At 66.4% G+C, this 26,729-nt stretch carries 30 protein-coding genes and 1 pseudogene; 15 read left to right on the forward strand and 16 right to left on the reverse strand.

Annotated elements, in window-relative coordinates:
- Positions 1–8 precede the first annotated feature (8 nt).
- Complete coding sequence (locus MYCSM_RS30730) at positions 9–725, reverse strand: SDR family NAD(P)-dependent oxidoreductase (protein WP_015310092.1); 717 nt, start codon at positions 723–725, stop codon at positions 9–11.
- Positions 726–832: 107 nt separating this feature from the next.
- Here MYCSM_RS30730 and MYCSM_RS30735 point away from each other — a divergent pair, with 107 nt between their 5' ends.
- Positions 833–1,780, forward strand: a complete 948-nt coding sequence (locus MYCSM_RS30735; protein ID WP_015310093.1) for a sigma-70 family RNA polymerase sigma factor — start codon at positions 833–835, stop codon at positions 1,778–1,780.
- Here MYCSM_RS30735 and MYCSM_RS30740 read toward each other — a convergent pair.
- The 3 genes from MYCSM_RS30740 to MYCSM_RS30750 are packed head-to-tail and all read right to left on the reverse strand — an operon-like array spanning position 1,769 to position 3,564.
- A complete protein-coding gene (locus tag MYCSM_RS30740) occupies positions 1,769–2,248 on the reverse strand; it encodes a GtrA family protein (RefSeq protein ID WP_015310094.1) in 480 nt (159 codons plus the stop codon). The genes MYCSM_RS30735 and MYCSM_RS30740 overlap by 12 nt on opposite strands.
- A 51-nt stretch (positions 2,249–2,299) precedes the next feature.
- On the reverse strand, positions 2,300–3,163 hold the full coding sequence (locus MYCSM_RS30745; protein ID WP_015310095.1) for a rhomboid family intramembrane serine protease: 864 nt from the start codon (positions 3,161–3,163) through the stop codon (positions 2,300–2,302).
- The gene (locus MYCSM_RS30750; protein ID WP_015310096.1) at positions 3,160–3,564 is read right to left on the reverse strand and encodes a VOC family protein; all 405 of its coding nucleotides are present in this window, start codon (positions 3,562–3,564) and stop codon (positions 3,160–3,162) included. Before MYCSM_RS30750 ends, MYCSM_RS30745 begins: the two co-directional genes overlap by 4 nt.
- Positions 3,565–3,977: 413 nt before the next feature.
- On the opposite strand from MYCSM_RS30750, the gene MYCSM_RS30755 reads away from it, so the two are divergent.
- Both MYCSM_RS30755 and MYCSM_RS30760 read left to right on the forward strand, forming a co-directional pair.
- Entirely contained in the window at positions 3,978–4,376 is a 399-nt protein-coding gene (locus MYCSM_RS30755; RefSeq protein WP_015310097.1) for a heme-binding protein, read from the forward strand.
- Between the two features lie 83 nt (positions 4,377–4,459).
- The gene (locus tag MYCSM_RS30760) at positions 4,460–4,906 is read left to right on the forward strand and encodes a hypothetical protein (RefSeq protein ID WP_015310098.1); all 447 of its coding nucleotides are present in this window, start codon (positions 4,460–4,462) and stop codon (positions 4,904–4,906) included.
- Here MYCSM_RS30760 and MYCSM_RS30765 read toward each other — a convergent pair.
- Positions 4,903–5,334: a PPOX class F420-dependent oxidoreductase gene (locus MYCSM_RS30765; protein WP_015310099.1), complete on the reverse strand. Its 432-nt coding sequence runs from the start codon at positions 5,332–5,334 to the stop codon at positions 4,903–4,905. The genes MYCSM_RS30760 and MYCSM_RS30765 overlap by 4 nt on opposite strands.
- A 50-nt stretch (positions 5,335–5,384) precedes the next feature.
- Here MYCSM_RS30765 and MYCSM_RS30770 point away from each other — a divergent pair, with 50 nt between their 5' ends.
- The 4 genes from MYCSM_RS30770 to MYCSM_RS30785 all read left to right on the forward strand — a co-directional run bounded on the left by MYCSM_RS30770 (position 5,385) and on the right by MYCSM_RS30785 (position 8,036).
- The gene (locus tag MYCSM_RS30770) at positions 5,385–5,870 is read left to right on the forward strand and encodes a peroxynitrite isomerase (RefSeq protein WP_015310100.1); all 486 of its coding nucleotides are present in this window, start codon (positions 5,385–5,387) and stop codon (positions 5,868–5,870) included.
- Complete coding sequence (gene lipE / locus MYCSM_RS30775; RefSeq protein ID WP_015310101.1) at positions 5,867–7,114, forward strand: lipase LipE; 1,248 nt, start codon at positions 5,867–5,869, stop codon at positions 7,112–7,114. The genes MYCSM_RS30770 and lipE overlap by 4 nt, the downstream gene beginning before the upstream one ends.
- 86 nt (positions 7,115–7,200) lie before the next feature.
- Positions 7,201–7,563: an STAS domain-containing protein gene (locus MYCSM_RS30780; protein ID WP_015310102.1), complete on the forward strand. Its 363-nt coding sequence runs from the start codon at positions 7,201–7,203 to the stop codon at positions 7,561–7,563.
- A 77-nt stretch (positions 7,564–7,640) separates the two neighbouring features.
- Positions 7,641–8,036 carry an ATP-binding protein gene (locus tag MYCSM_RS30785; protein ID WP_051073842.1) on the forward strand — a complete coding sequence of 132 codons (396 nt, stop codon included), beginning with the start codon at positions 7,641–7,643 and terminating at the stop codon, positions 8,034–8,036.
- Here MYCSM_RS30785 and MYCSM_RS30790 read toward each other — a convergent pair.
- From MYCSM_RS30790 to MYCSM_RS30800, 3 genes are read right to left on the reverse strand one after another with little or no spacing between them, the layout of a single operon-like run.
- Positions 8,033–8,491 (reverse strand): response regulator, encoded by a 459-nt coding sequence (locus tag MYCSM_RS30790; protein WP_015310104.1) that lies wholly within the window; start codon positions 8,489–8,491, stop codon positions 8,033–8,035. The two genes, MYCSM_RS30785 and MYCSM_RS30790, sit on opposite strands and share 4 nt — an antisense overlap.
- Positions 8,488–10,047, reverse strand: a complete 1,560-nt coding sequence (locus tag MYCSM_RS30795) for a sensor histidine kinase (protein ID WP_015310105.1) — start codon at positions 10,045–10,047, stop codon at positions 8,488–8,490. Before MYCSM_RS30795 ends, MYCSM_RS30790 begins: the two co-directional genes overlap by 4 nt.
- A complete protein-coding gene (locus tag MYCSM_RS30800; RefSeq protein ID WP_015310106.1) occupies positions 10,044–11,252 on the reverse strand; it encodes a PP2C family protein-serine/threonine phosphatase in 1,209 nt (402 codons plus the stop codon). The genes MYCSM_RS30795 and MYCSM_RS30800 overlap by 4 nt, the downstream gene beginning before the upstream one ends.
- A 188-nt stretch (positions 11,253–11,440) precedes the next feature.
- Here MYCSM_RS30800 and MYCSM_RS30805 point away from each other — a divergent pair, with 188 nt between their 5' ends.
- Positions 11,441–11,707, forward strand: a complete 267-nt coding sequence (locus tag MYCSM_RS30805; RefSeq protein ID WP_015310107.1) for a hypothetical protein — start codon at positions 11,441–11,443, stop codon at positions 11,705–11,707.
- Positions 11,708–11,981: 274 nt separating this feature from the next.
- Positions 11,982–12,275: pseudogene (locus MYCSM_RS30810) on the forward strand (cytochrome b); the annotation flags it as partial.
- Here the strand turns inward: MYCSM_RS30810 and MYCSM_RS30815 are convergent.
- On the reverse strand, positions 12,272–13,396 hold the full coding sequence (locus tag MYCSM_RS30815) for an FAD-dependent oxidoreductase (RefSeq protein WP_041312886.1): 1,125 nt from the start codon (positions 13,394–13,396) through the stop codon (positions 12,272–12,274). The pseudogene MYCSM_RS30810 and the gene MYCSM_RS30815 sit on opposite strands and share 4 nt — an antisense overlap.
- Before the next feature lie 67 nt (positions 13,397–13,463).
- Positions 13,464–13,631, reverse strand: coding sequence for a hypothetical protein (locus MYCSM_RS37925; RefSeq protein WP_015310109.1), 168 nt, complete (start codon positions 13,629–13,631; stop codon positions 13,464–13,466).
- Positions 13,632–13,799: 168 nt separating this feature from the next.
- On the opposite strand from MYCSM_RS37925, the gene MYCSM_RS30820 reads away from it, so the two are divergent.
- Complete coding sequence (locus MYCSM_RS30820; RefSeq protein WP_015310110.1) at positions 13,800–15,062, forward strand: carboxylesterase family protein; 1,263 nt, start codon at positions 13,800–13,802, stop codon at positions 15,060–15,062.
- A gap of 3 nt (positions 15,063–15,065) precedes the next feature.
- Here MYCSM_RS30820 and hrpA read toward each other — a convergent pair whose 3' ends face one another.
- Both hrpA and MYCSM_RS30830 read right to left on the reverse strand, forming a co-directional pair.
- A complete protein-coding gene (gene hrpA, locus MYCSM_RS30825) occupies positions 15,066–19,031 on the reverse strand; it encodes an ATP-dependent RNA helicase HrpA (protein ID WP_015310111.1) in 3,966 nt (1,321 codons plus the stop codon).
- 10 nt (positions 19,032–19,041) lie between these two features.
- Positions 19,042–19,935 (reverse strand): mycobacterial-type methylenetetrahydrofolate reductase, encoded by an 894-nt coding sequence (locus MYCSM_RS30830; RefSeq protein ID WP_041315349.1) that lies wholly within the window; start codon positions 19,933–19,935, stop codon positions 19,042–19,044.
- A 286-nt stretch (positions 19,936–20,221) separates the two neighbouring features.
- On the opposite strand from MYCSM_RS30830, the gene MYCSM_RS30835 reads away from it, so the two are divergent.
- On the forward strand, positions 20,222–20,434 hold the full coding sequence (locus MYCSM_RS30835; RefSeq protein ID WP_015310113.1) for a hypothetical protein: 213 nt from the start codon (positions 20,222–20,224) through the stop codon (positions 20,432–20,434).
- A 137-nt stretch (positions 20,435–20,571) separates the two neighbouring features.
- The gene (locus MYCSM_RS30840) at positions 20,572–21,024 is read left to right on the forward strand and encodes a hypothetical protein (protein ID WP_442928550.1); all 453 of its coding nucleotides are present in this window, start codon (positions 20,572–20,574) and stop codon (positions 21,022–21,024) included.
- A gap of 23 nt (positions 21,025–21,047) precedes the next feature.
- On the opposite strand, the gene MYCSM_RS38775 is transcribed toward MYCSM_RS30840, so the two are convergent.
- Positions 21,048–21,173 (reverse strand): hypothetical protein, encoded by a 126-nt coding sequence (locus MYCSM_RS38775; protein WP_257720721.1) that lies wholly within the window; start codon positions 21,171–21,173, stop codon positions 21,048–21,050.
- Between the two features lie 49 nt (positions 21,174–21,222).
- Here MYCSM_RS38775 and MYCSM_RS30845 point away from each other — a divergent pair, with 49 nt between their 5' ends.
- A complete protein-coding gene (locus tag MYCSM_RS30845) occupies positions 21,223–22,677 on the forward strand; it encodes a protein adenylyltransferase SelO (protein ID WP_041315355.1) in 1,455 nt (484 codons plus the stop codon).
- Here the strand turns inward: MYCSM_RS30845 and MYCSM_RS30850 are convergent.
- Complete coding sequence (locus MYCSM_RS30850) at positions 22,674–23,591, reverse strand: HpcH/HpaI aldolase/citrate lyase family protein (protein WP_015310116.1); 918 nt, start codon at positions 23,589–23,591, stop codon at positions 22,674–22,676. The genes MYCSM_RS30845 and MYCSM_RS30850 overlap by 4 nt on opposite strands.
- Before the next feature lie 54 nt (positions 23,592–23,645).
- Between MYCSM_RS30850 and MYCSM_RS30855 the strand changes: the two genes are divergently transcribed.
- The gene (locus MYCSM_RS30855) at positions 23,646–24,401 is read left to right on the forward strand and encodes an alpha/beta hydrolase family protein (RefSeq protein WP_015310117.1); all 756 of its coding nucleotides are present in this window, start codon (positions 23,646–23,648) and stop codon (positions 24,399–24,401) included.
- Between the two features lie 74 nt (positions 24,402–24,475).
- Positions 24,476–25,171: a cutinase family protein gene (locus tag MYCSM_RS30860; RefSeq protein ID WP_442928551.1), complete on the forward strand. Its 696-nt coding sequence runs from the start codon at positions 24,476–24,478 to the stop codon at positions 25,169–25,171.
- Between the two features lie 6 nt (positions 25,172–25,177).
- Here MYCSM_RS30860 and MYCSM_RS30865 read toward each other — a convergent pair whose 3' ends face one another.
- Both MYCSM_RS30865 and MYCSM_RS30870 read right to left on the reverse strand, forming a co-directional pair.
- On the reverse strand, positions 25,178–25,837 hold the full coding sequence (locus MYCSM_RS30865; protein WP_015310119.1) for a hypothetical protein: 660 nt from the start codon (positions 25,835–25,837) through the stop codon (positions 25,178–25,180).
- A gap of 22 nt (positions 25,838–25,859) precedes the next feature.
- The gene (locus MYCSM_RS30870; RefSeq protein WP_015310120.1) at positions 25,860–26,720 is read right to left on the reverse strand and encodes a hypothetical protein; all 861 of its coding nucleotides are present in this window, start codon (positions 26,718–26,720) and stop codon (positions 25,860–25,862) included.
- Between the last annotated feature and the right edge of the window lie 9 nt (positions 26,721–26,729).

Raw genomic sequence — 26,729 nt, forward strand, 5'->3', positions numbered from 1 at the left:
GCGCCTGCTCAGCCCAATGGCGACAAACCGGCAGCGCTCAGGGTGTATGCGCGGTGTTCGCGCGGCCCTGCAGTGGCGAGTTCCAACACGGACTTCCCGACCTGCTCGGCGGTCAGCGCCGGCGGAAGGGACTGCACGAACTCCTCGACGTCGACGCCTTGGCGCTCGGCGTATGCCGCCACCGCCTTGGCGCCCAGCTCAGTGGTGGGTGTCAACGTGGGCAGCACCGAGATGAAGTCGATACCGAGGCCGGCTTGCTGCGACTCCAGTGCGGCGTAGTTGGCGATGAACCTGACGGTGGCCTTGGCTCCGGCATAGCCCCCACTGAGCGGCGAACCGTTGATGGCCGCTCCGCTGGAGACCGCGATTACGGTGCTGCCCGGCGCCAGCGGCCGCAGCAGCGCTTCCCGGATCCAATGAAATGCTTGGGCCACATCGACATTCCAGTTCTGGCTGAAGGACTCCCAGGTCTGCTGGTGCAGTGGGCTCATCTGTGGCGCCGCTCCCGCGCAGAGCACGACCGTGCGGGGCTGGTACTCGTCGATGAGCCGGTGTGCGGTTGCGGGGTCGGCGGCATCGGCGATGACGGTGCCACCGCTGCGGGCGACGCCGATGACGTCGGCTCCTGCCGCAGTGAATGCCTCGGCAATGCCGCGGCCGAATCCTCGGCTGGCGCCGGTCACGATCGCGGTGGAACCGGCCAGGGTGTTGTTGGGTTGATTCATATCAAGTCAGATGCACAGCAGCCGATGGATTCATCGGGTGCTGGTCGATGAGTTCCCGTCACCGGGCGTATCTGTATTGAGTAGACGCGATTGGTAGGAGGACCGACGTGCCGGCTCAGCAGGAGTTCATCGAACAGGCAGCGCCGTTTCGCGCCGAGTTGATTGCGCATTGTTACCGCATGCTGGGTTCGGTGCAGGACGCCGAGGACCTGGTGCAGGAAACGTACTTGCGCGGCTGGCGCGGTTACGAGGCGTTCGAGGAACGCGCGGCCCTACGGACCTGGCTGTACCGCATTGCGACCACCGCGTGCCTGCGGGCGCTGCAGAACCGCGCGCGGCGGGTGTTGCCCGCCGGACTCGGCGCGGGTTCCGTTGATCCCGAGGTGGACATCGACGCGAGCAAGGCCGGGTTTCCCTGGCTCGAGCCGATTCCGGACACGTTCACACCCGAGGCCGCGGTGACCGCGCGGCAGAGCATTCGGCTGGCGATCGTGACGGCGATGCAGGAGCTGCCTGCTCGCCAGCGGGCGGTGCTGATCCTGCGCGATGTGGTCCAGTTCAGTGCGGCGGAGGTGGCCGAACTGCTGGAGACCACGCCCGCCGCGGTCAACAGCGCGCTGCAGCGGGCGCGGGCCCATCTCGCCGAAGTCGCGCCAAGCGACGACGACGTCATCGAACCCGAAGACCGGGAGCTGCTCGCACTTGTCGAACGCTATTGCGCGGCGTTCGAAAACGGCGACATGGCCGCCTTGACCGCGCTGCTGCGGGCCGACGTCAAGCTTGAGATGCCGCCGTTCGCCGTCTGGTTCACCGGCCGTGACGCGGTGACGCGATTCCTCTCGGCGCGTGCGTTCGCAGAACCCGACGCTGTGTTGATGGTGCCAACATCCGCCAATGGCCAACCGGCGGTTGCCGATTACCGCCGCGATGCCGGGGGCGTGTTGCAGGCCCACGCGATACATGTGCTCACTCCTGGCGAGGACGGAATTGCCGCGATCACCGTGTTTCTCGACCCGGACCTGTTTTCCGTGTTCGGTCTGCCCTCAAGTCGATGAGGGTCGAAACACCACCCAGCGCATCGCGCTGTACATGTAGACCGCCTCGCAGACCCCAGCCACAATCCGCGCGACGTGATACTCGACGCCGAGCGCTGCCAGGGCACTGGAAACACCGAGGATGAACGCCAGGTAGTTCACCGCGACCACGATGATGTACACCGCCAACTGAGGGCCAACCGCGCCGTGTGAGCGGAAATTCAACACGCGGTTGAGGATGTAGCTCAGCGTGAACGCGCACACGTAGGCCGCCGTCACCGCGACGGGAAGCGCGACGCCCAGCGCGCCATGGAGCACGGTGAGTAGCACCAGATCGACGCCGAACGTGAAGCCGTTGAGTACGACGAAGCCCAGAAATGTCGGTGCCACAAGAGAATTCAGGCCCAACGGCAGGCGCGTGACCACGCTTTCGGATAGCCGGTGAAAGCGGTCGACCGGTCGCGGGGACACATCCGGCTGCACGCTCATGAAGCCACGCTGGCACGGGCAAATGGCCAACCGCTGAGCGGCAGGCAAACGTCAGGTGATACCGAACTGCCCGAGCAGATCGGTTGTCCGCCACCCGATCAGGAGGGCGAACACCGCCAGCAATGCGACCGTGGCGGAAACCTGGACAAGCGTTCGGCGCTCGCGGGGTGCATACGCGTAGCCGGCCGCGACCGCCGCTCCGGTGACCAGGCCCCCGATGTGGCCCTGCCAGCTGATCTGCTGCCCGCCGAGCGCCGGGATCACGAACGTGAAAGCCAGGTTCAACACGATGAGCCCGACCACCCACTGCACGTTGAGATTGAGCCGCTTGCCGATCACAAACGCCGCTCCGAAGAGTCCGAACACCGCGCCCGACGCGCCTGCGGTCGCCGCGTTCAGCGGCGAGAGCAGATAGACCAGCACGGAGCCGCCCAGCGCGCTCATCGCGTAGAGCGCGCTGAAACGCAGTCGGCCCAGCCAGCTCTCCAGCGATGGACCCATGATGTAGAGCGCGTACATGTTGAACAGCAGGTGCGCGATGCCGTAGTGCAGGAAGGCAGACGTCACCAGCCGGTACCAGTCGCCGGTCGCGACGGACGGCGAGCGCAGCACGAGGTCGCTCTGCAGATTCGGCGAAACGGTTTGCAGAACAAACATCACCACGTTGATCGCGATCAGCGTGTAGGTGATGACGGGCGTCGGGGTCTTTGTCTGCCGCGCGCCGGCCGCGGTCTGCGGCTGGCGCACCGTCTTCGCGCCCTCGTGCACGCACTCCTCGCACTGGTGACCGACCGCGGCGTCACGCATGCATTCCGGGCAGATGGGTCGGTGACATCGCACGCACGTGACGTATGTCGCGCGATCGGGGTGCCGATAACAGGTGGGCGCCGCCTGCGGTGTGGCCGGATAGTTCACAACGTTCCGAACAATTCGATCCAGTTGCCGTCGGGGTCGGCGACGAACATCCACCCCATGCCTGGCACCGGAGCGAACTCCGTCACGGGCTCGACGATCTCGTATTCGGAGCCCTCGAACTCCTTGGCCACAGTGCGCAGGTTTTGCACCCCGATGGTGAAGTAGCGGACGCCCGCTTGCGCGCGGCCACCGCCGGGAGCGGCGGGTGCCGGCGGCGGGTCATACGTCACGAGTTTCACTACGCCGTTGCCCAGCGAGTACCGACGCTGCGAACCGCCGGGGAACTCCACCTCGCCCTGAAGGTCCAACCCGAGGAACCCCTCGTAGAAGGCGACCATCGCGTCAAGGTTGGTCGTCACAAGGCCGACTTCGATGCCGGGGGTCAACAGGTCGAATCGCACAGCCCCGAGACTACCTATCCAGCAGATTGATCCCGGGGGTCGAAGTTCACGGCGGCGGTCGAGATCCCCTCCGAGATGTCGCTGGTCGCTGTCGGTTGCCGTTCGGCAACGCACCTACTGCTCGACTCCCCACACCAGGCCCGTCGAATAACAATTCGGTCACTATGCAAATCACGATCAATTAAGACGTTGCGGCAAATTTTGAGAGTTTTCAAGATCTCCGGCCCGATCTGTTCGATGGCTTATCGAAATCGGGGCATATTGCGGGCTATCTCACGCCGAATTGCTGTAACGCACTTCGGCGCGGCCGAATGGCCGTCGCTGCGCGAATTTGCCCGGTTCGAGTTCCGCTACCTTGGTTTTCAGGGACGGGGAAAACAGCGACAAATCGCAATTCGAAGGAAGAAATGATCATGAAATTCAGTGGTATCACTGCGCGCCGGGGCATCGCCGGTGTCGCTGCCGGCTGCGTGCTCGGGGGCGTAGCTGCAGCAACCATCACCGCGCCGACCGCAGCGGCGGCGCCCGATTGCTCGGCGGCCGGGGTGTCCAACGTCGTCAGCACGACGTTGGGCTCGGCACGCGCCTACCTGAACGCTCACCCGAGCGCCAATCAGGCCGTCGGGGCCGCGTTCAGCCAGCCGCGCGACCAGGCGTCGTCGACCCTGCGCGGCTACTTCACCGCCAACCCGCAGGAGTACTACGACCTGAAGGGCATCCTGGCGCCGATCGGTGACACCGAGCGTCAGTGCAACGTGTCGGTGTTGCCTCCGGAGTTGGCATCGGCCTACGGCGAGTTCATGGCCGGGTAGATCCACGCGCGAAGACCGCCCGCTGCAGCCCACGCTGTAGCGGGCGGTTTTCGTTAGCACGGCTTAGCGCCTACTCTGGTCGGATGAGGTCGACACGCACAACTGCGGCCGCGGGGATCGTTCTCCTCGGCTGGGCCGCGTCCCCCGCGATTGCCTCGGCTGATCCCGCTCCTGCGCCGCCGCCAGGGCCCAAGACGACGATCGACGGCGACGGCACCTACGCGGTCGGCAAGGACATTCAGCCGGGCACGTACAGCTCGGCAGGCCCGGTCGGCGACGGCGCCTGCTACTGGAAGCGCACCAGCGGGACGACCATCGTCGACAACGCGCTGTCGAAGAAGGCGCAGATTGTTCAGATCGACGCGACCGACACGTCGTTCACCACCAACGAATGCCAGGCCTGGCAGCTGACCGACGCGCCCGTGCCCCAGTCGGGGCCAGGTGACCTGATGGGCGCGCTGGGCCAGCTCGGGCAGATCATCGCCCGCAATCCCGGCGGTGCGCCCCCGCCCGCCAATCCCGGCGGTTAGCGGATCTTCTCGCCGTAGACGCGGTCGACCGTCAAAGCCATCAACACGCGGCGATCGGACACCATCACCGCGCGGTATTCATCCCAGTCCGGATGTTCCCCGGCGGCGCTGCGGTAGTAATCCACCAGCGCTTCGACCTCGGGACCCTGCGGGTCGGTGCCCGGTCCGGTCAGCATGACGGCGCCCTCGGCCGTCGCCCATGCCCAACCGTCGGAACTCGTGACCTCGAGCGCGGCGCGCGGGTCGCGGCGCAGGTTCGTCGTCTTGGCGCGGCCCTCGGTCATCGAAACGTAGATGACGCCCGCGTCGCGGTCGTAGTACGGGGTCACGGGTGACAGCTGGGGCAGGCCGTTGGACTTGATGGTGGCGAGCACGCCGAGCCGGCTCTCGGCAATCAGAGCGTGCGGATCGAATGTGGTGTCGGTCATGTCAACCGGCAACCGGCGACTGCCTGCCTGCTATTCCGTACCCTGACGTCGTGGCCGATCTCCATCCCGACGTCGCCGCCCTGGCTCCCCTGTTGGGCACATGGTCGGGCCGCGGCGAGGGCGAGTACCCGACGATCGAGCCATTCGGCTATCTCGAGGAAGTGACGTTCGGTCACGTCGGCAAGCCCTTCCTGGTCTACGGCCAGCGGACACGCGCGACCGACGACGGTCGGCCGCTGCACGCCGAGACCGGATTTCTGCGCGCGCCGTCGCCTGATCGCGTCGAGCTCGTGCTGGCCCATCCGACGGGCGTCACCGAGATCGAGGAGGGCACGGTGACGATCGCGGGAACCACGCTGGAGTTGGAGATGACGACCACGGCGATCGGCCGCACGTCCTCGGCCAAAGAGGTGACGGCACTGAGCCGCTCGATCCGGGTCGATGGCGACGCGCTGACCTACACACTGCGGATGAGCGCAGTCGGTCAGCCGCTGCAGCACCATTTGGCTGCGACGCTGCACAGGACGCAACCGTGACGTCAGACGGGCGTATCCGAGTGCCCAGCGACCTCGACGCCGTCACGGTGATCGGCGAGGAAGACCATTCGGCCATCGATCCGGCGGCCGTCGAGCGCATCTGGCAGGCCGCTAGGCACTGGTATGCGGCGGGCATGCATCCCGCGATCCAGCTCTGCCTGCGGCACAACGGCAAGGTGGTGCTCAACCGGGCGATCGGACACGGTTGGGGTAACGGGCCTGACGATCCGCCTGAGGCCGAAAAGGTCGCTGCCACAACGGAAACCCCATTCTGTGTGTACTCCGCGGCCAAGGCGATCACCACGACCGTCGTGCACATGCTTGTCGAACGGGGCGTGTTCTCCCTCGATGATCGCGTGTGCGACTACCTGCCCAGCTACACCAGTCACGGCAAGGACCGCACCACCATCCGCCATGTGCTGACCCACAGCGCAGGAGTGCCTTTTGCCACCGGGCCGCGGCCTGACCTCAAACGGATGGACGACAGCGAGTACGCCCGCGAGATGCTGGGCAACCTGAAGCCGATCTACCGGCCGGGACTGGTGCACATCTACCACGCGCTGACGTGGGGCCCGCTGGTGCGGGAGATCGTCTCGGCCGCCACCGGAAAGAACATTCGCGAGGTGCTTGCCACCGAGATCCTCGACCCGCTCGGTTTCCGGTGGACGAACTACGGCGTGACCGAAGCCGATGTTCCGCTGGTCGCCCGGAGCTACCCGACGGGTAAACCACTGCCGCCCCCGATCGCTGCGGCGTTTCGTACCGCGGTGGGTGGGACGATGCACCAGATCATCCCGTATTCGAATACGCCGCAGTTCCTCACCGGGGTCGTGCCGTCCTCCAACACCGTGTCGACCGCCAACGAATTGTCCCGCTTCGCCGAGATTCTGCGTCGCGGCGGCGAGCTCGACGGGGTGCGCATCCTGTCGCCGGAGACCCTTCGGGCCGCCACCATCCAGTGCCGCAGGCTGCGGCCCGATCTCGCGACCGGCCTGGTGCCGCTGCGCTGGGGCACCGGCTACATGCTGGGGTCGAAGCGGTTCGGGCCATTCGGACGCGATGCGGCCGCCGCGTTCGGCCACACCGGGTTGGTCAACATCGCGGTGTGGGCCGACCCCGAGCGGGCCCTGTCGGCCGGCCTGATCAGCAGCGGCAAACCGGGCAGGCACCGCGAGGGCAACCGCTATCCGGCGCTGCTGGACCGCATCACAGCAGAAATCCCGCGCTCAGGGGTGAATGTTTGAGAATCGGAAGTACTGGGAACCGGGTGTTAGCCGCCGGACCGGGGCGCATCTGGCCCGCGCGGTTTCAGTCATGTTGGAGGTAGAACGTGTCAAGCCAGTCCGCAGCCAGTCAGTGCACCATCAAACGGCGACGCGTCGGTGAGATCGAGGTGCTAGCGGTGGCGGGCGTGGTCGACATGCTCACCACGTCGCAACTCGAGGATGCGATCGCGGCGGCGGCCAAGGACTCGCCACGCGCTGTGGTCGTCGACCTTGGCGCGGTCGACTTTCTTGCCTCGGCGGGGATGGGCGTGTTGGTGGCCGCGCGCGATGAGCTGCCCGCCGACATCCAGTTCGCCGTGGTCGCCGACGGACCTGCGACCAGCCGACCACTGAAACTGGTCGGCATCGCCGACGTTGTCGGCCTGCACGCCACCTTGGACGAAGCGCTTGCCGCGTTGGCGGCATAACCGAACCGGGGATGGGGTAGCCACAGGCCGAGATGTCAACTTCGGAAACGCTTTGTAACAGATCACAGTTCGCGCGGATGGACGCCGTCGCCGATCCGCAGAACGCCGCGATCATCCGGCGGGAGTTTTCAGACTGGTTGTCCGAGCACTTCCCGCTCGATGCCGCGAAGGCCTGTGACATTGTGCTCGCGGTCAACGAGGCCATGGCCAACGCGGCGGAGTATGCATATGCGGCGGCTGACGGCCCCGGCGTGATGGCGGTGCAGGCCACCTACGACGACTGCACGGCCACGCTGGCCGTCACGGTGACCGATCACGGCGCGTGGCGCGAGACCGATGCGGGCGCCAAACAGCTCAGGAGAGGACGCGGCATCCCGCTCATGCAGGCGCTCGCCGATCGGGCCACCGTCGACTCGTCATCGACGGGCACCCGGGTGCGCCTGGAGTGGAACCAGGTCGGCGCGCCGCGCTAGAACTGCGGCAGCCGCACCACCTGGACGAAGAACTCGTCGATCTGGCGGACCGCGCTCATGAACTGGTCCAGATCCACCGGCTTGGTCACATACGCGTTGGCGTGCAGCTTGTAGCTGCGCAGAATGTCCTCTTCCGCCGACGACGTGGTGAGCACGACGACCGGGATGTGACACAGCTCGGGGTCTGACTTGATCTTCTCGAGCAGTTGGCGCCCATCGTATTTGGGCAGATTCAGATCGAGCAGGATCAGATCCGGCCGCGGCGCATTTTCGAACGCCCCGCGTTGGTAGAGGAAGTCCAGGCCCTCCTCGCCGTCGTGGGCGACATGCAAAGTGTTTTTGATCTTGTTGTGTTCGAACGCTTCCCGGGTGATCAGCTCATCGCCAGGGTCGTCTTCGACCAAAAGCACATCGATTGCGCGGCCATCGTCGGTTTCTCGGCCCTCTATGGTCATTCGGCAGCTCCTTCCAGCATGGCCGCCGGGTTCGGTTCCGGCTCGGCCGTCGGTTGAACAGGCAAGGTGAATTGAAAACGTGTGCCCCCGGTGTGCGAGGTGTCGATCCAGATGTTTCCACCATGGTGTTCGACGATCTTCTTACACAGCGCAAGCCCAATGCCGGTGCCGCTGTAGGCATCTCGACCATGGAGGCGCTGAAAGATGACGAACACCTTGTCGGCGAACTCCTGCGGGATGCCGATTCCGTTGTCGGACACTGTGAAGATCCAGTCGGCGTCGTCGTCGCGGACGCGTTGATCGCACTCGATGACGATCTGCGGCGCTACACCTTCTCGGCGGAATTTCACCGCGTTGCTGATCAGGTTCTGCCACACCATCACCAGCAGCGTGGGGTCGCCGTCGATGCGGGGCAATCCCGCTGACGGCCTGACGATCTGCGCACCCGACTCCTCGACCGCGGTCGACAGGTTGCCGAGGGCAACGTCCAATGTGGCGTCCAGTTTGACCTCGGTGGTCGTGGCGTTGAGCCGTCCCACCCGCGAGAACGTGAGCAGGTCGTTGATCAACACCTGCATCCGCTTGGCGCCGTCAACCGCGAAGGCGATGTACTCCGTGCCCCGCTCGTCGAGCTTGTCGCCGTAGCGCTTCTCGAGCAGCTGGCAGAACGATGCGACCTTGCGCAGCGGTTCCTGCAGATCGTGAGACGCGACGTAGGCGAACTGCTCGAGTTCCGCGTTGGACCGTCGGAGTTCGACAGCCTGTTCATCGAGCGCCGTCTGCGCCGACCGCGCTGCCTCCAGCTCCTCGACGATGCGCTGCCGCATGTCTTCGACATCGACGGCGATACCCCGAATGTCCCTGGGGCCGCGCGGAACAATGCGCTCGCCGAAATTGCCCTCGGTGATTCGCCGGCAGGCCGCGGCCAGCGACTCCAGCGGCCGGGTGACCGCGCTTCGTGTCAGCACGGCAAGCAGCACTGTCATCGCGAAGAACGTGACTATCAGGCCGCCAAGCACACCATTACGCCACGCGCGCACGCTTGCAAGCTCATCGACGCCGGCTTGCCTGACCGCCGAAAGATGCTCGTTCTGGACCTTGAATAGTGCTCGCAGACGGTCGAATTGGTCTTGGCCACCCGCGGTGCCCGCGATGAGCGGGTCCGCGTAGGCCGTTCGCCAGTCGGCCGCAGCTTTCTCAATGGCGTCAAGGTCATCGACCGCTTCGCGCTGATAGCCCAGATGGCTGCGGATGTCGTCGGCCGCTGATCGTTCGGCCCTCTGCCCTTCGAAGTACGGCTCGAGGAATTGCCGATCGGCCGCAATCGCGTATCCACGCAGCGCCGTCTCCTGATCCCGCAGCGCGGCCTGCAGCTGATAAGCCGCAACGCGTGCCGGCTGAACGTTGCCGACCAGCTCGCGGGAGACTTCGTCGGTCCGCTGCAGCAGGACGCTACCGGCGATCGCTCCGGCTAAGACCACCACTCCGACCGCCGACAACACGACGTTCAGCCAGCCCTGCACGGTCAGGCGGCGTGCGCCCCCGGGCGCGGTCACCGTGGCGTCCGCTCGACACGCACCACGGCGATGTCGTCGGTGTGCCCGCCGTGCGTCCGCGCGCGCCCCTCCACCTCGCTGATGAGCGTGTCCACAAAGGCTGGGCCTGGCAACGCCGCAAGTGAGCGGGCAAGTTCGAGCAGCCCGTCCTCGCCGAGGCGTTCGTTGCCGCGCCCGGAGTGACCCTCGAACAGGCCGTCGGTGAGCAACAGCAAGCCGTGGCCTTCCGGCAGCTCGAGTTCGTTGACCGGCCACTCGCGCGCACCCAATCCGAGAGCGGCTCCCGCGGGAGGTTCGATCCACTGCACGTCGTTGTTTCCATGCATCAACATGCCGGGATGCCCCGCTCGCACAGCGTTGAATCGCAGGCTGTCGGGAGCGAACGCGAGGCTCAACAGCGTCGCGAAGATTCCCTTCGTCGGCCGCTCGGTGAGCAGGATCCGCTCGAGTTGGTGCATGCGCTCATTGCCGCGCAGGCCGGCGAACGTCAGCGCACGCCAGCCGATCCGCAACGCCACCCCGAGCGCGGCCTCATCCGGCCCGTGGCCGGCGACGTCGCCAACCATGACGTGCACGGTTCCGTCGGGGGTCTGCACGACGTCGTAGAAGTCGCCACCCAACAGGGCATACGCGCGGCTCGCCCGGTACCGGGTGATGATGTCGACGCCGGGGTCGTCGAGCAGCAACGGCGACGGCTGCAGGCCGCGCTCGAGGCGAGCGTTCTCCCCGGCTCGCAGGCGGCTGGCGTGCAATTCGACTGAGGTCAGCTCGGCCCGCTTGCGCTCGATGGCATACAGCAGCGAGCGGCGCAGGGTCTCTGGATCGACCCGTCCCTTGACCAGGTAGTCCTGAGCGCCGGACGCCACCGCGGAGATCCCGAAGTGCTCGTCATTCAGCCCGGTCAACACCACGATCGGGATGGCCGGATCCGCATTGCAGATTCGCTCGAGGGCGTCAATGCCGGTGGCGTCGGGAAGATTCAGGTCCAGCAGCACACAATCGGGCCGGTTGCGCGCCAACTCCTGCTCGGCATCGGAAAGCGAAGGCGTCCAAGCGAAATCGATGTCGACGGCGGTGTCCGCAATCAGTTCCTCGACCAACAACGCGTCGGCTCGATCGTCCTCGACCAGCAGCACCGACAGGCGAGGCATCGCGGTCGCACGAACGACTGCAGGTGTGTCCTGGGGGTATTGCGGCGCGCGCATGTGCCATCACGTCCTTTTACGTAACGTCACCCTGGCCGCGCTGACCCTTCTTTAGTGACAACCTCCCGACCATACCGAGTCGCTGGTACCGATGTGTTGGGCGGGGAACGTCATCGGCTTCGCAGATTAGGTGGTCTGGCGGTTTAGCAGTACGCTTGCCCGCGGTTCCTCGTTGCCCAGGAGAGATCATGCCCACGCAGTCCGCAAGGACCGTCTCTGCACAACCTGTTCGCAGCGGCCGTTCCATTCGCCGCGTCGTACCGGGCCTGACCGCAGGTCAGTGCTTCGAAATCGAGGTCAGGCCTGAAGTCACCGGCTGGGCCATCCGGATTCCGGAGATCGGCGCGGTGGCCCATGCAAGCCGGCGGGCGGCGGTCGAAATCATGGCCCGCAAGTACATCGCGGCGCGCACCGGCATTCCGCTCGGCTACATCACGGTGATAGTTCGCGACTAGCGGAACGAAATGCAGAACGGGGCACCCGATTCGGTTGCCCCTCTTGCTGTTTGGTCGTTTTCCGCGACTCTGCTGAACGCTCGTGTCGACCCGCGGGACTTGTTAAGGCGGATGACAGGAATCGATCGTCGTCCGAAATTGCCGCTATACACCGACCCCGTGTAGTACTACCCTGAGTAGTACTACCTCGGTATCAGGGAGCGGTGCTCATGAGTCCGAAACTGGCTGACAGCGTGGTCCGCCAGGCCGACGCGGTCGATTCGCGATATCACCCGTCGGCTTGCAGCGCAGCGACCGCGCGGTGCTCGAGCACGGCGTCGAGACGGGCATCATCAAGCGGTTGCCCCACGGCGCCTACATCGAGGTGCACCAGCCACTGGGACCGGTTCCGTTGGAATACGCAGGCGCGCCAGTTCCCAAGCGGATGAACAAGCTCGGCTCCGCGGGCACACCGGGGACCGGGGGCCTTCTGACCGCCGACCCGATCGCCGAGCACGAGGCGCTGACGGAAGCGGCGCACGCGTCAGAATGCAAGGCGCTCACCGCATTACGCGAACACCAGCCTTAAGACAGCGGACGGTTTTTGCGCACTCCCCGATAGATGCCCCAGCGGACGAACAGCGGCATCAACACCCGCTCGAACGACCATGCCGGGAACGTGAAGGCGCGGCCGTTGGGCGCAAAGACCTCGAGTCCCTCGGGTTGGATGCCGATCACCGAACCCCATCGCCGCTTCGGCGGGCGGTACGTGCGCAGGGGTCGTCCCTCGAAGTCGGCACGAATGTTGTGGGCAAGCAGACCGTCGGCTCTGTTGCGCGCCGAGCTGCGCAGCGGGTCTGTCGCAGCGACGTCGCCGACGGCGAACACGCCGGGATGGCCGGGGACGCGAAGCTCGGGAGTGACTCGGACGAAGCCGTTTTCGTCAAGCAATTCAGCGGGCAACCACTCGGTGTTGGGCCGCACCCGGCCGGTCGCCCACAGCACGGCATCCGCCGACGACGCCGGCTGCCCGGTGCTCCACTGGACCGGCTCGCTGGTGATCCGGTCGCAGTCAAATCCGTCGGGGATCACGGCCCGATGCCCGGGGTGTAGCGCCACCCCTGCCTCGCGAAGCCGGTGCTGGATGCGTGCCCACGCCCGGGGGTGGTGGCCGACCAGCGCGCGATCACCGGGGAAGTACAAGTCGACCCGCTTGCCGGGCCAGGACCTCGCGACGTTGGCTGCGCTGCTGATTGCTGCGGCGCCGCCGCCGACCACGATCACCGAACCGGCTGCGGCCAACCGGTCGTGGGCCGCGCGGAGGTCGGCGCCTATGTCGTCCGCGGATTGAAACGTCGGCCGACGCCAAAAGCCGTTGGTGACTCCTGTCGCAATGACCAGCGCGTCGTACGGCTCCTTTGACGTCGAACCGTCGTCATGCCGGACAACGACGTGACGCGAGGACAGGTCGACGCCGGTCAGGGTGCCGTGCACGGTGCGCACTTTGTCGAGTCCGCGGAACTTGTCGAAAGAAATCCAGTTGGCGCGCGCCCAGTCGTGCGGCCGGGCCACGCGCCACCCCAGCTCCTGGCCGCTGACCAACGCAGGCTTGGCTGAGATTCCGACGACGTCGGCGTGCCGGGCCAACCGGATCGCGGTGAGCACACCGCTGTCGCCGAGACCGGCAATCACGACTCGGCGCAAATCCATGCCCACACGCTGACATACGAAGAGGGGCACCCGCTATGGGTGCCCCTCTGAAGTGAGATTCCGTTCGTCAGTGGCTCTGGTGGACGCCGGTGTCGACGTGCGGGACGGACACCTGAGGCTGAATGTCGTAGATCCAGTCGTGGTGGACCGAGTCGGCCTGCGCCGGCCCTGCCAGACCGATGATCGCGGCAGCCAGTCCGCTGGCGGCGATGGTGGCGAATCCGAGCTTCTTCATTTTGGTGCCTTCTTCTTTGTCCGCGTCGGTCGATCGTGTAACTGCATTAGCCGATCTGACCGGTTAAACCAAGAGGTCAGGGTGTTAATTCCGCTGGCAGTAATTGATCGGCGATTGGCAGAATTCGAGCGCCGCGGACGGCGCGCGGCCCGGCACTACGGTGAATGAGTGCAGTCGCGACGCCTCGACCCGCCCGCAGGACCGTTGCTGGCGCAGGACGACGGCGTTCTGCTCCACGCTCGCGGGATTCGATACGCGCGAGCCGCCCGCTTCGCGGCGCCGCAACGCCTTGCCCCGTGGTCCGACGTCCTCGACGCCGCCGCGCGCGGCCCCGCCTGTCCGCAGCTGTCGTCGCGATTGGAATGGGTCACCGGCCCCGTGGTCGCCGACCTCGCGATGAGTCCGGACTGCCAAGTCCTCTCGGTGACGGCGCCCAGCGACGCCGACGGCTTGCCCGTCATGGTGTGGCTGCATGGCGGGGCATACGTGTCCGGTGGAGGTGAGGCGCCGAAGTACGACGCCGACCAGCTCGTCCGCACCGGCCGGGTCATCGTGGTCAGGGTCAGCTATCGGCTCGGTGTGCTCGGCTATCTCAGCCCCAGCGGGGTCGATAATCTCGGCCTTCGCGACCAGATCCTCGCGCTGCAATGGGTGCGCGACAACGTCGCTGCGTTCGGCGGCGACCCCGACCGGGTGACCGTCTTCGGCCAGTCCGCGGGCGGCGATTCGGTGTTCTCACTGATGCTGTGCCAGCAGACGGTAGGACTGTTCCACCGCGCGATCATGCAGAGCGCACCGCTCGGCGTGCGCACCGGGCGCGAGGCGATGACGGCGGCGATGCGCGTGGCGGCTGAGGCCGTCACCACCGGCGACGTACTGGATGCCCAGACCGCGGCAGCGGCCGCTGCCGCACGCTTCGGACTGGTCAGCGGTATGCCGTTCGGCCCGATCATGGGCCGCGATCCGCTGCCCTCGGAGGCTGAAGTCGATGCATGGTTGGCCGACGCGGCGAAGCGCGTGGAGCTGCTCGTCGGCTACACCCGCAACGACGGCGCGCCGTTTGTGGCGATGAGCGCCCGTGTTGCGCGGCTGAAACGCTTTGGCCCGCTTGGCCGTATCGCCGAACGGGTGGCCGCGGCCGCGATGACGCAGCGCGCGTTCGGCAAGCCTGCTCGTCGGCTCGCCCGACAGTGGCGTGAATACGGCGGCCGCAGCGCAACTTTCCGGGTGGACTGGTCTCCCTCCGATATGGGGGCGTGCCATTGCATTGAACTGCCGCTGTTATTTGACCCGGCGCCGTGGGTCGGTGCGCCGATGCTCGGTGGCCGCCCTATCGATGAACGACTCGCCGAGACCATGCGCCGCAACTGGACTGGCTTCGCGCACAACGGTATCGCCGGCCTCGATTCGCCTGCGCTCCGCTTCGGATAGCGCTCATGTTATCGCGTCGATCGCCCGGTAGATGCGCTGCTCGCTAACCGGCCGCGCGGTGCCGAGCTGCTGGGCCCACAGACTGACGCGAAGCTCCTCGATCATCCAGCCGATGTCGCGCACATCCTCGGCTGCGGCCCGGGCAGGCGAAAGCGCCCGTCGCAGTTCATCATACGCGTCCTCGACGGCGTGCACGCGCCGCATCCGGTCGCGGTCGCCTGTGGCGTCGCGGGGCAACCGCTCAAGCCGGCGGCCGACGGCGTTGAGGTACCGCGTCAGATCAGCGAGACGCGCAGCCCCTGTCGCGGCGACGAACCCCTTCGGAAGCAGGCGATCGAGTTGTATCCGGATGTCGGCGACGGCGTCGGCCTGCGCGGCGGATGGCTGGCCCGGCAACGCGACCTCCGCCTCGTTGGCGGCGGCGAGCACCTTCTCGACGCGGCCGACGATGTCAAGCGTCGTCGAAGCCAGACCATCGGTCACACGCCGTTGCACCGCCTCGAACTCCGCGCGACTCCACACACGTTTGGGAGCCAACACCGCCACGGCGGCGTCTGCGCAGTCGTCGAGCAGCGCGGTCAACGAACCATCGGGATTTGTGCCGAGCACCAAGCGGGTACGCGGATTCAGTTGGCGTTCAATGGTTTTAATCGGCGACGCCACGGTCAGCCGCAGCAGGCGACGGATACCAGGCCCCATCGCAGCGTCCTGCTCCACCTCGGTCGCGAACACCCGCACGTCCACCGCGTCGCCCGCATCGACGAATGCCGGGAAGCCCCGCACGGTGTGCCCACCGCTGATCCGTTCGACGGTACGCGGCAACTCATCGAGGTCGTCGGGCCAGCCGCGCAACCCGCGTCGCTCCAGCCCGTCGGCCACCGCTTCTGCGACGGCCTGCTGCACAGGCGCGGCCAATCGCTCCTGAAGCACCTCGATGTCCTTGCCGCGAGCCACCTCGGCGCCGTCCGAGGTTTCTACGGCGAACGTGACCCGCAAGTGCGACGGCAGCTTGTCGAGGTCGAACGCGTCGACAGGCACGAGCACACCCGACAGCCGCTGCAATACTCGCTGCAGCGATTGCAGCAGTGGTTCGGCGCCAGGCTCTAGCGTGGCCAACACCGCCCGCGCGGTGTCAGGCGCGGGAACGAAGTTGCGGCGCAACTCTTTTGGCAGTGACCGGATCAGCGCGGTGATCAGCTCTTCGCGCAACGCGGGCACGTGCCACGCGAACGCGTCGCCGCCGAGACGCGCGAGCACCTCGACCGGCACATGCACGGTGATGCCGTCGTCGTCCGCACCTGGTTCGAATTTGTACGTCACCGGAAGCGACAGATCGCCGGCCTGCCAACTGTCCGGCCGGTCCGCTGCAGCGTCCTCCGTGCGCAGCAGGTCATCACGGGTGAACGTCAGCAGCTCCGGCGTGCGGTGCCGCTGCTTCTTCCACCATGCATCGAAGTGCCGCGCCGAGATGACGTCGGCCGGGATCCGAGCGCTGTAAAAGGCGTGGATGTCGTCGTCGCCAACGATCAGATCTCGGCGGCGGGCGCGCTCTTCGATCTCCTCCAATTCCGTACGCAGGCGGGCGTTGTCGCGGAGGAAGTGGTGGCGGGTCTGCCAATCACCCTCGACGAGCGCGTGCCGGATGAACAGCTCGCGGGCGAGCTCCGGTTCGATCTGCGCATAATTGATCCGGCGGCGCGGCACGAGCGGCAGCCCATACAACGTCACCCGCTCGAAGGCCATCACCGCGCCGCGCTCGGCCTCCCAGTGCGGTTCGGTGTAGCTGCGTTGCACCAGATGCCCGGCAATGCGCTCGATACCTTCCGGTTCGATGCGTGCCGCGATCCTGCCGTACAGCCTGCTGGTTTCGACGAGTTCGGCAACGACGACCCACCGCGGTGGCCGTTTGGTGAGAACCGACCCCGGCGCGAGGACGAACTTCGTGTTGCGGGCCCCGCTGTAGTCGCGGGACTCGCCTTCCCGTAATCCGATGTGCGAGAGCAGGCCTGCGGCGAGCGCGGCGTGGATGCGCGCGGGGTCGGCGTCTTCGTCGGTTTCGCGAATTCCGATGTCCCTGGCGATGCTGCGCAGTTGCCCGGTGAGGTCCTGCCACTCGCGGATACGCAGGTAGTGCAGGAACTCCTCGCGGCACATCCGCCGGAACGCGTTGCCGGAGCGCTCTTTTCGTTGCTCACGCAGGTAGCGCCACAGGTTCAGATACGAGATGAAATCCGAGCGCTCGTCGGCGAACCGGGCATGCTTCTGCCGCGCCGCGTCCTCCCGATCGACGGGGCGTTCCCGCGGATCGGGTATTGACAGCGCCGCCGCCAGCACCAGCACCTCACGCACGCACCCCTCAGTCTCGGACTGCAGGATCATCCGACCGATCCGCGGATCGAGCGGCAGGCGCGCAAGCCGACGGCCCACCTCGGTGATCGCGCCGTCGCGATCGAAGGCGCCAAGTTCCTGCAGGAGCAGCACGCCGTCGCGGATGCTGCGCTTATCCGGCGGGTCGAGGAACGGGAACTGGTCGATGTCGCCGAGTTGCAGCGCGGCCATCTGCAGAATGACCGCCGCAAGGTTCGTCCGCTGGATTTCGGGGTCGGTGAACCGCGGCCGCGACGCAAAGTCCTCCTCGGAGTACAGCCGGATGCACACACCCGGCGCGACGCGGCCCGAGCGCCCAGCGCGCTGCGCGGCGGACGCCTGTGAGATCGGCTCGATCGGCAGCCGTTGCACCTTGGTCCTGCGGCTGTATCGGGAGATTCGCGCGGTGCCGGGGTCGACGACGTAGCGGATGCCGGGCACGGTCAGCGACGTCTCGGCCACGTTGGTCGCAAGCACCACGCGCCGGCCGGTATGCGGCGCAAAGACCTTCTGCTGATCCGCGGTTGGCAGCCGGGCATACAGCGGCAGCACCTCGGTGTTCTTCAGGTCGCGCAAGGCTTCTGCGGTGTCACGGATTTCGCGCTCGCCGGACAGAAACACCAGTACGTCGCCGGGCGGCTCCTTCTCGAGTTCGTTGACGGCGTCGACGATTGCCTCGGTCTGGTCACGCGGAGCGGTGCATACGTCAGTACGAATCAAGTCGTGGTCCGGGTCGTCGGGGTCAGCTGTGTCAGATTCGGCGGCATCTGCCGCCCGTACAGCGACTTCCAGTGGGCGGTAACGAATTTCGACCGGGTACGTCCTGCCGGACACCTCGACGATCGGCGCCGCTCCGCTGAGTCCATGTTCGGCACCGCCGCTGAGTCCATGTTCGGCACCGCCGAAGTGGGCGGCGAACCGCTGCGGCTCGATGGTCGCCGACGTGACGATCACCTTCAGGTCGGGCCTGCGTGGCAGCAGCTCACGTAAATACCCGAGCAGGAAGTCGATGTTCAGACTGCGCTCATGCGCCTCATCGAGAATGAGCGTGTCGTAACGCAGCAGCCGTCGGTCACGTTGGATCTCTGCCAGCAGAATGCCGTCGGTCATCAGCTTCACCAAGGTGCGGTCGCTGGCCCGGTCGGTGAACCGCACGGTGTAGCCGACGGCGTCGCCGAGCGGTGTGCCGAGTTCGTCGGCGATGCGCTGTCCGACGGTGCGGGCAGCGAGCCGACGCGGCTGCGTGTGCCCGATGGTGCCGCGGATGCCGCGGCCCAACTCCAGGCAGATCTTCGGCAGCTGGGTCGTTTTACCCGATCCGGTCTCACCGGCGACGACGACCACCTGGTTCGCAGCTATCGCCGTCGCGATCTCGTCGCGACGATCACTGACCGGCAAGTCGGGGTAGGTGATCGTGGGGACGGCCGCCAACCGGGTCGCGACAAGCGCCTCAGCAGCGGCGACTTGCTGCTCGATCTGCTGCAGCTTGTCGGTACTCACTCGGCCGCGCAGGTTCTTGAGCCGTCGGCCGAGCCGGGCGGCGTCGCGGATTGTCAGGCCGTCGAGGCGCTTTCGTAACTCTGAGACGGACGGCTCGGACACTCCGGCAAGGCTAGCCCTTGTCGGGTGACCAGTAGTCGAGCATCTCCGCGAACGTCTCGAACGCGGGCGCCGACGCGCCGTAGGCCGCCTCGAGGTGGATGCTCAGCGGGAAGCCGAGGTCGGCGACGCCGTCGATCACGCGCTTGTACAAATCGATCATCAGCTTGCGCTTCTGCGCCGGGTCGGTCTCCGCCAGCTGCGTCACGAATGCCTGCTCGTCGGCGACGGCCGCATTGCCAGGATCTTGAATCAGCCAGTTGATCAACCCAATTCGCGTCTCGACCTTCGGCACGAATCCGAACGACAACAGGATCTCGGGCCGGTGGTCGCATGCATTCGCGAATTCGGTCAAGAATCCGACGATCGCATCGGAGTACAGCAGCTGGGTCATGCCGTAGGTCGCGCCCTGTCCGCACTTGAAGTTGAACCGGCCTTGTTCACCCTCGCGAGTGGGGATCAGGATCGCGCCGCGGTTGGGCACGAGCTGGTCATAGATCGACAGTGCGTCGGTGGGCGCGACGCCCGACCCCTCGCCGTCGTTCATCGTGCGCGGCACGCCGACGAACGCGATGCCCTCGAAGCCCGCGTCGCGCAGATCGGTCAGCCGGTGACGCAACGCGTCCTCGTCCATGAACGCCGTGACCTGCGTGCACAGCCCCCTCATGCCCGGCAGCTCGGGCTTGATGAGGTTCCAGAAGTCCAGCACATCCAGCCGGGGCTTCATTTCGACGGGACGGTCGTCGTCCTCCTCGATCATCCCCGGGATCATGACGTGGCCGATCCGGCCGTCGATGCCGGTTTCCTTGGAGAAGCGCAGCACCTTGCGCGCTTCCTCCACGGCCTGTTCAGGGCCCAGATCGGCATTCGGCGGAACCAGCTCGAACGCGATGGTGTTGAGGGTCAAGAGATTGCTCCTCATTGCATGCCTGTCCGCTGCGGCCGGAAGGCGACGATGGCCGCCGGGCAGCACCAGATTTCATCTGTTGCGATCGAGATTAGCGACTGGCCGGTAGCCGACGCTCGCCGCCCACGCCGCAAGTGGCAGCTATTGATTTTTTCGGCGCGATCCTGCCACGGCTCGTAGAGATCCTGCCAACGGGATGACGGGCTTCTACCTGCGCGTTCAACAAAATAGATCAGAGAGGCCGGGCTCGCCGGCTTCCGCCAAGACCGCGAAGGAGGCGCCCCACATGAAGAAGATCACCTTTGCCACCGCGGTCACGAGCGCCCTGGCGGCACTGGCCATCGGGCTTGCGGGCCCTGCCCTGTCAGACGCAGGCAGCGGCTCGAATGTTCCAGCGCCCGCCCCCGTGTACCCGCAGTCGGTTTACGGTGGCGCGAACCCCTACACGCCCTATGGCGTTGACCCCTACGTCCCGTACGGGATGTGGTCGACGCACTGAGCTAGCGCACGACGGTCTTTCGACAGACCGTCGCCGGCGGGCGGCTTGATTCGCCTGGCGTGGGGCACAATTGGCAGCATCCGATGAGCGCCTTCGAAGGTTCTTCCCGTGCCACGGCCGGCTGCCTGGCCGCGCTGATGATGCTGACAGCATGCGGCGCCAAAGACACGGCGCCGCCGACAACGACCACGGCCGCAACGCGTTCTGCATCCCAGACCACGACCACACCGGTCGCCGCACAAGGCCCGCAGTTCAAGAAGTGGATCGACCTGCAGGCAGGCGATTGTCTGGCCGACCCGCCGCCGGTCGATCCCGGTGTCGTCATGGTGTCCGTCGTCTTCTGCGCGATACCGCACGCAGCGGAGGTCTATCTGCGCACCGACGTGGAGGTCAACGCCGCGATCGCCGACGTCGCCGATCGAGAGTGCAGTGCGGCACTGGCGCAATACACCGGCGGCGGCCCATTCGCGATGACCTACCTGATCGATTCCAACCAGGACCGGACGTCGGCCAACCCGTTGCCGAGCACGGTGATCTGCCTGCTTCAGGCGTCCAACGGCGGCCCGCTAACCGGCTCGGCCCGCCACTAGGCCAAACTTACTGCAGCACAACGTTATTCGGCGATGGCGGCGGGGGCGCCTCCGGCACACGCCAGGTTCTCCGCGGGCGGAGCGGTGACGGCGGGAGCCAGAGCCGTCAGCGCCAGCGCGGACATCGCCGCGATCGCAAGCCGTCGCATCGCCGCAGTGCAAGTCAGGCGCCGATTCCTCATCCGTAGTCTGGATGAAGTGAGCCTTGCACCGGATGCCGCCGTCGTCCTGGACGACCGGTTCGTCCGTGCGCTACCGGAAATGGCGGTGCAGTGGAAGGCCGAGGTGCCGCTCGATCCGCGCCTGCTGGTGCTCAACGAGCCGCTGGCCGCCGATCTGGGTCTGGACGTCGACTGGTTGCAGAGCGCCGATGGGTTGCGGTTCCTGGCCGGCGCCGCGGTACCTGACGGGGCCACCCCCGTCGCGCAGGCATACGCCGGACATCAGTTCGGCGGGTTCGTACCGCGCCTTGGTGACGGGCGGGCGCTGCTGCTCGGCGAGCTCGCCAGCCCTGACGGCACCCTCCGCGACCTCCACCTGAAGGGCTCGGGACGTACGCCGTTCGCGCGAGGCGGCGACGGCCTGGCGGCGGTCGGCCCGATGCTGCGCGAATACCTCATCAGCGAGGCGATGCACGCACTCGGCATTCCCACCACCCGCTCGCTGGCGGTCGTGGCTACGGGCCGCAACGTCATCCGCGAGACGCCGCTGCCCGGCGCGGTGCTGGCCCGGATCGCAAGCAGCCATCTGCGGGTTGGCAGTTTCCAGTACGCGGCGACCGCGGGCGACACCGAGCTGGTGCGCCGGCTCGCCGACCACGCCATCGGCCGCCACCACCCGGGCGCTGCCGAAGCCGACAATCCGTACCGCGCGCTGTTCGAGGCGGTCGTCGCCGCACAGGCGTCGCTGGTGGCGCAGTGGATGCTCGTCGGGTTCGTGCACGGCGTGATGAACACCGACAACGCAACGATTTCCGGCGAGACCATCGACTACGGGCCGTGCGCGTTCATGGAGGCGTACGACCCGGCGACGGTGTTCAGCTCGATCGATTCCTGGGGCCGGTACGCATACGGACAGCAGCCGGGGGTGGCGGCGTGGAACCTGGCCCGGTTCGCCGAGACGATGCTCCCACTGTTCGCCGACGACCTCGACCAGGCGCTCGTTCTTGCACAGGAGTCGCTCGACGGGTTCCGCCGGGATTACGTCGCGGCATACTCGGCGGGTATGCGCGCCAAGCTCGGGCTACGCGGCGACGACGACATCACGCCGTTGATCACCGAACTGCTCGAGCATCTCGAGCAGAGCCACGTCGACCACACATCGTTCTATCGCGCCCTCGGCCGCGCGGCGCGCGGTGACCTCGAGCCGGCGCGTGGGTTGTTCGTAGACCTGGCCGGGTTCGACGGTTGGCTGGCACGTTGGCGTGCGCTGCACCCGGACGCCGACGCGATGGATCGGGTCAACCCGGTATACATCCCGCGCAACCACTTGGTCGAGGAAGCGCTGGCGGCGGCGACGGGCGGCGACCTCGATCCGCTGTCGCGGCTACTCACCGCGGTCACAGCTCCGTACGACGAACGGCCAGGGCTCGATCGCTACGCCGAACCCGCGCCCGACGACTTCGGCTCCTACCAAACGTTCTGCGGCACCTAGTAGTGATAGGTGTCCGACGGGGCAGGCATGTGCACGGGCTCGTCGTCGAAATGCGACGCCTCGATCCCGTACGAGCGAGCCAGCTCGAGGATCTTGGTGGCCCGCGCGATGCGGGGCAGATCCGAGCCGTTGCGAATCTCGCCGCCGTCGCGCTCGAACTCGGCGAAAAACTCCTTCGCCCAAGCGATTTCCTCCTGCGACGGGGACAGACCCTCGTTGACGACGGCACACTGATCCGGGTTGAGGCAGATCTTGCCGGTCATCCCGAACTCAACGGACACCGCGGTCGCTTCGATCAACTTCAGCGGGTTCGAGCCGATGGTCGGCCCGTCGATCGCGCTTGGCAGATGGGCCGCCTTTGCAGCGATGGTGAACCGCGAGCGCGCATATGCGAGCGTGGCGGGGTCCTCGCCGAAGCCGGTGTCGCGACGGAAATCGCCGATACCGAACGCCAGTCGGAAGGTGCCTTTGGCCGACGCGATCTCGGTGATCCGTTCGAGCCCGCGCGCCGTTTCCACCAGCGCCACGATCGGCACGTTCGGCAGTCGCTTGGCGGTCTCGGTCACGTGGTCGACGGATTCGACCATCGCCAGCATCACACCGCCGATGGACGTGCCCGCGAGTGTCTTCAGGTCGTCGGCCCACCACGGGGTGCCGAAACCGTTGACGCGAACCCAGTCGGAATTGCCTGCGTTGAGCCACTGCACGACGTTGTCGCGGGCGGCGGACTTGTCCTTCGGTGCGACCGCATCCTCGATGTCGAGGACGACGATGTCGGCGCGCGAGTGTGCGGCGTCCTGAAACCGGTCAACATGCGAGCCGTTTACCAGCAGCCAACTCCTGGCGAGCACCGGGTCGATGCGCGACCCGACGTCGGCCGGATCGGGCGCGTTGGTGGTGACCTGTTCAGACATGACTAAACGGTAGCGACCTGGCAATCGGGCAGCGCAGGGTGGTAAACCTCCGGGATGGCTGAGCGCGTCACGTTTGAAAGCTCGACCGGACCGACTCTGGCGGGAATCATCGATCGGCCTGCCGGTGAGCCCCGCGGCTGGGGCGTCTTCTCCCACGGGTTCACGCTCGGAAAGGACTCGCCTGCCGCGGCTCGTATCTGCAAACAGCTCGCAGAGGACGGCATCGGCATGCTGCGCTTCGACGCACTCGGTCTGGGCGACTCGCAGGGCGACTGGGGCGACGGCTCGTTCACCGTGAAGGTCAACGACGTCATCCGGGCATGCGAATTCATGACCGAGCAAGGAACTGCGGCCGACATCCTCGTCGGGCACTCGTTCGGCGGGGCGGCGGTGATCGCCGCGGCCCGACAGTCGCCGGGTGTGCGGGCGGTCGCCACGATCGGGGCGCCGATGGACCCCTCCCACGCCGAGCAGCATTACGACGCGGTGGTCGACACGGTGTTGTCCGAGGGGAGCGCCGAATGGATGGTCGGCGGGCGCTGCCTCACGCTCAAGCGAGCGTTCGTTGAGGACGTGCGGGCGGCGGCCCTGCGCGACAAGATCCGCGGCCTGAAGATGCCGCTGCTGATCCTGCACTCGCCGACCGACAACACTGTCGGCATCGGGAACGCGAGCGAGATCTTCCGCACCGCGCGCCACCCACGAAGTTTCGTTTCGCTCGAGGGTTCCGAGCACCTGCTTACCGGGCCAGGCCAGGCCCGTCGCGCGGCTCGCATAATCGGCGCGTGGGCGGATGCCTACCTAAAATAGGGTTTCGTAATCAGAAGCGCCGGGTATTCCCTCCGCTTCATTCGCGGAGCGACACGTCGGGAGTCAACGTGAATTTGATCAATCGAATCTTCGGTACTGCGGTCATCGCAACGTCGGCCATCTTGAGCACTGCCATCAGTATTCCCAGTGCATCGGCCGATTCGTGTCCCGACGTCGAGGTCATATTCGCCCGCGGCACCTTCGAGCCCGCAGGCGTCGGCAACACCGGTCAGGCGTTCGTCGACGCACTGAGCAGTCGGCTCGGCGGTAAATCGATGGAGGTATACCCGGTCAACTATCCGGCGTCGCTTGATTTCGCAACGGCCGCCAACGGTGTGATCGATACGAGCAACAGGATCCGCGACGTCGCCGCACGCTGCCCGAACACCAAGATGGTGCTCGGCGGATATTCCCAAGGCGCGGCCGTCGTGGCGTACACCACCGAGGACGCAGTGCCCAATGGCTTCACCCTGCCCGAGGGCATCACCGGGCCGATAGCCCCCGACGTCGCAAAGCACGTCGCCGCCGTGGTGATGTTCGGCAAGCCGTCGAGCGGGTTCCTGCAGATGATCTACACCGGCGCTCCGCCGATCACGGTCGGCAAGCTCTACACCGGGAAGACGCTCGACCTGTGCATCCCCGAGGACAACGTCTGTTCGCCGAGCGGCACCGACAACGGTGCACACAACCTCTACGCGGAGAACGGGATGGCGGTCCAAGCCGCGGACTACGCAGCGGATCGCTTGTCGTCCAACGGGTCGAGGACGTAGTCGCGGCTATCCGTCCAGCTCGCCGAGGATTCCCCGCTCGATCGCGGACCGAGCGCGCTCGGGCAGCACGATCAGGCCGTCGAGTTCCCTGGACGCAAGCGCATAAGCGCGTTCGCGCTCTTGCTGCGTCGCGCCACTATCCACGGCCACCCGCAGAGCGCTCCGCGCGCGAGCGAGGCGCTGCTGCTCCGGCTTGGTGAAATCGTTGCGCCGCTTGCGTATTGCCTCGGTTTCTGCGACCTCGAACGCCGTCACGTAATTCTCCACGGCGTCGAGGTACTGGCGTGCAGCGTCAGCGTCTTCGAGCAGGTCCTCCGCCTCGGCCGGGCGCAGCAGGTCGGCTCTCAACTTGGCCCGGTGAAAGCGCTCTGTCATCGGGTTACGCATGTCGGTCATGAGCGGAAAGTCGAGCAATTTGCCGATGTCGAACTCGTAGTCCAGCCACCGGGTGTCCGTTCGGTCATGTTCTTTGATGGTCCGGGTGATGGCGCGCCACTGTGCGGCACGGCTGTTGGCTGTGCGCGGTGCAGCGGGGCCAAGTTCCTCGGGCGCCTGCTCCTGGCGGGCGCGTGCGGCCGAGAAAGCCTTCATGCCGCCGATAACCAGGCCGATCACCGGTACGACGACGATCAGCAACTCGACGAGACGGACGAGGAGCAGCCCCATCAAGCCAGGATGCCACCGCTGGTCAGACCGCGACCGACAGATTGGTCGCGGGCTGCAACCAGGTGGCGACGTTGCGGACATAGTCCTTGAAGATCGCCAGTCGCGACGGGTCCGCCTTGATCTGGTTGCCGGGCGGCTCGCTGACGAATGACGGTGCCCCGCAGTCGAGATCCCAGTTGTAGTCGGCGAAGTGGTGAAACGTCGACTCGGCGACCGCGCGGCCCATCGGTCGGCCGTCGGGCGCGAGTTCACCGTCGAGCACCACGGCCAGGTTGAACCGGCGACCGGTCGCGGCGCTGCGGCCCTGCGCGATCGCGGTCGCGAACGGTCCGGTCGCCGACACCAGGCCCTCGTGTGGGTGGGCGGGAAACCATTCGATGCGCCCACTGGCGGTCCGGTCGGTACGCAGCAGCTCGTGCACCGGACCGTCGATCAGCACCGGCTGATAGTCACCGTTGGCACCGGAGTGGTAGTTCGGCCACGAGATGGTCGGGGTGTCCTGGTCATCGCACATCGTGCTCGGGTCGATGCTCTTGTCGTGGAATTCGTTGACCACGCCGAGCGACCCCAGTCGGCTTATGCAGCAACCCAATTCCTGGTGATCCCGCGCGGTGAGCACGCCGCCGCCGTTCTCGCGGAACCGTCGGATGGCATAGGCGTCGGCGGCAGACAGGCCCTCGCCGAGGTCGACTGCCATCAGCCATAGCTGGTCGTAGTCGAGCTCGTCGAGACGGCTCAGAATCGGATCGTCGCCGCCAGCCCGGTTACGCGCGGTCACGTCGTGGCCTTCAGCCCGCAGCTCGTCGGCCAACAGCGAGAAGCGGCCGATGTCCCAGTCGTCGGGACTCTCAGTGATGGTGGTTTGCAACAAGATTCGTGACATTGTCAGCTC

The sequence above is a fragment of the Mycobacterium sp. JS623 genome (genome assembly GCF_000328565.1).
Lineage (GTDB): Bacteria > Actinomycetota > Actinomycetes > Mycobacteriales > Mycobacteriaceae > Mycobacterium.

Bases quoted from the DNA above. Each gene is read 5' to 3' on its own strand.
- MYCSM_RS30730 (WP_015310092.1), bottom strand. From the start codon at position 725: ATGAATCAACCCAACAACACCCTGGCCGGTTCCACCGCGATCGTGACC.
- MYCSM_RS30740 (WP_015310094.1), bottom strand. From the start codon at position 2,248: ATGAGCGTGCAGCCGGATGTGTCCCCGCGACCGGTCGACCGCTTTCAC.
- MYCSM_RS30755 (WP_015310097.1), top strand. From the start codon at position 3,978: ATGAAATTCAGTGGTATCACTGCGCGCCGGGGCATCGCCGGTGTCGCT.
- MYCSM_RS30760 (WP_015310098.1), top strand. From the start codon at position 4,460: ATGAGGTCGACACGCACAACTGCGGCCGCGGGGATCGTTCTCCTCGGC.
- MYCSM_RS30765 (WP_015310099.1), bottom strand. From the start codon at position 5,334: ATGACCGACACCACATTCGATCCGCACGCTCTGATTGCCGAGAGCCGG.
- MYCSM_RS30785 (WP_051073842.1), top strand. From the start codon at position 7,641: ATGGACGCCGTCGCCGATCCGCAGAACGCCGCGATCATCCGGCGGGAG.
- MYCSM_RS30790 (WP_015310104.1), bottom strand. From the start codon at position 8,491: ATGACCATAGAGGGCCGAGAAACCGACGATGGCCGCGCAATCGATGTG.
- MYCSM_RS30800 (WP_015310106.1), bottom strand. From the start codon at position 11,252: ATGCGCGCGCCGCAATACCCCCAGGACACACCTGCAGTCGTTCGTGCG.
- MYCSM_RS30805 (WP_015310107.1), top strand. From the start codon at position 11,441: ATGCCCACGCAGTCCGCAAGGACCGTCTCTGCACAACCTGTTCGCAGC.
- MYCSM_RS30815 (WP_041312886.1), bottom strand. From the start codon at position 13,396: ATGGATTTGCGCCGAGTCGTGATTGCCGGTCTCGGCGACAGCGGTGTG.
- MYCSM_RS37925 (WP_015310109.1), bottom strand. From the start codon at position 13,631: ATGAAGAAGCTCGGATTCGCCACCATCGCCGCCAGCGGACTGGCTGCC.
- MYCSM_RS30835 (WP_015310113.1), top strand. From the start codon at position 20,222: ATGAAGAAGATCACCTTTGCCACCGCGGTCACGAGCGCCCTGGCGGCA.
- MYCSM_RS30840 (WP_442928550.1), top strand. From the start codon at position 20,572: ATGATGCTGACAGCATGCGGCGCCAAAGACACGGCGCCGCCGACAACG.
- MYCSM_RS38775 (WP_257720721.1), bottom strand. From the start codon at position 21,173: ATGCGACGGCTTGCGATCGCGGCGATGTCCGCGCTGGCGCTGACGGCT.
- MYCSM_RS30850 (WP_015310116.1), bottom strand. From the start codon at position 23,591: ATGTCTGAACAGGTCACCACCAACGCGCCCGATCCGGCCGACGTCGGG.
- MYCSM_RS30855 (WP_015310117.1), top strand. From the start codon at position 23,646: ATGGCTGAGCGCGTCACGTTTGAAAGCTCGACCGGACCGACTCTGGCG.
- MYCSM_RS30865 (WP_015310119.1), bottom strand. From the start codon at position 25,837: ATGGGGCTGCTCCTCGTCCGTCTCGTCGAGTTGCTGATCGTCGTCGTA.
- MYCSM_RS30870 (WP_015310120.1), bottom strand. From the start codon at position 26,720: ATGTCACGAATCTTGTTGCAAACCACCATCACTGAGAGTCCCGACGAC.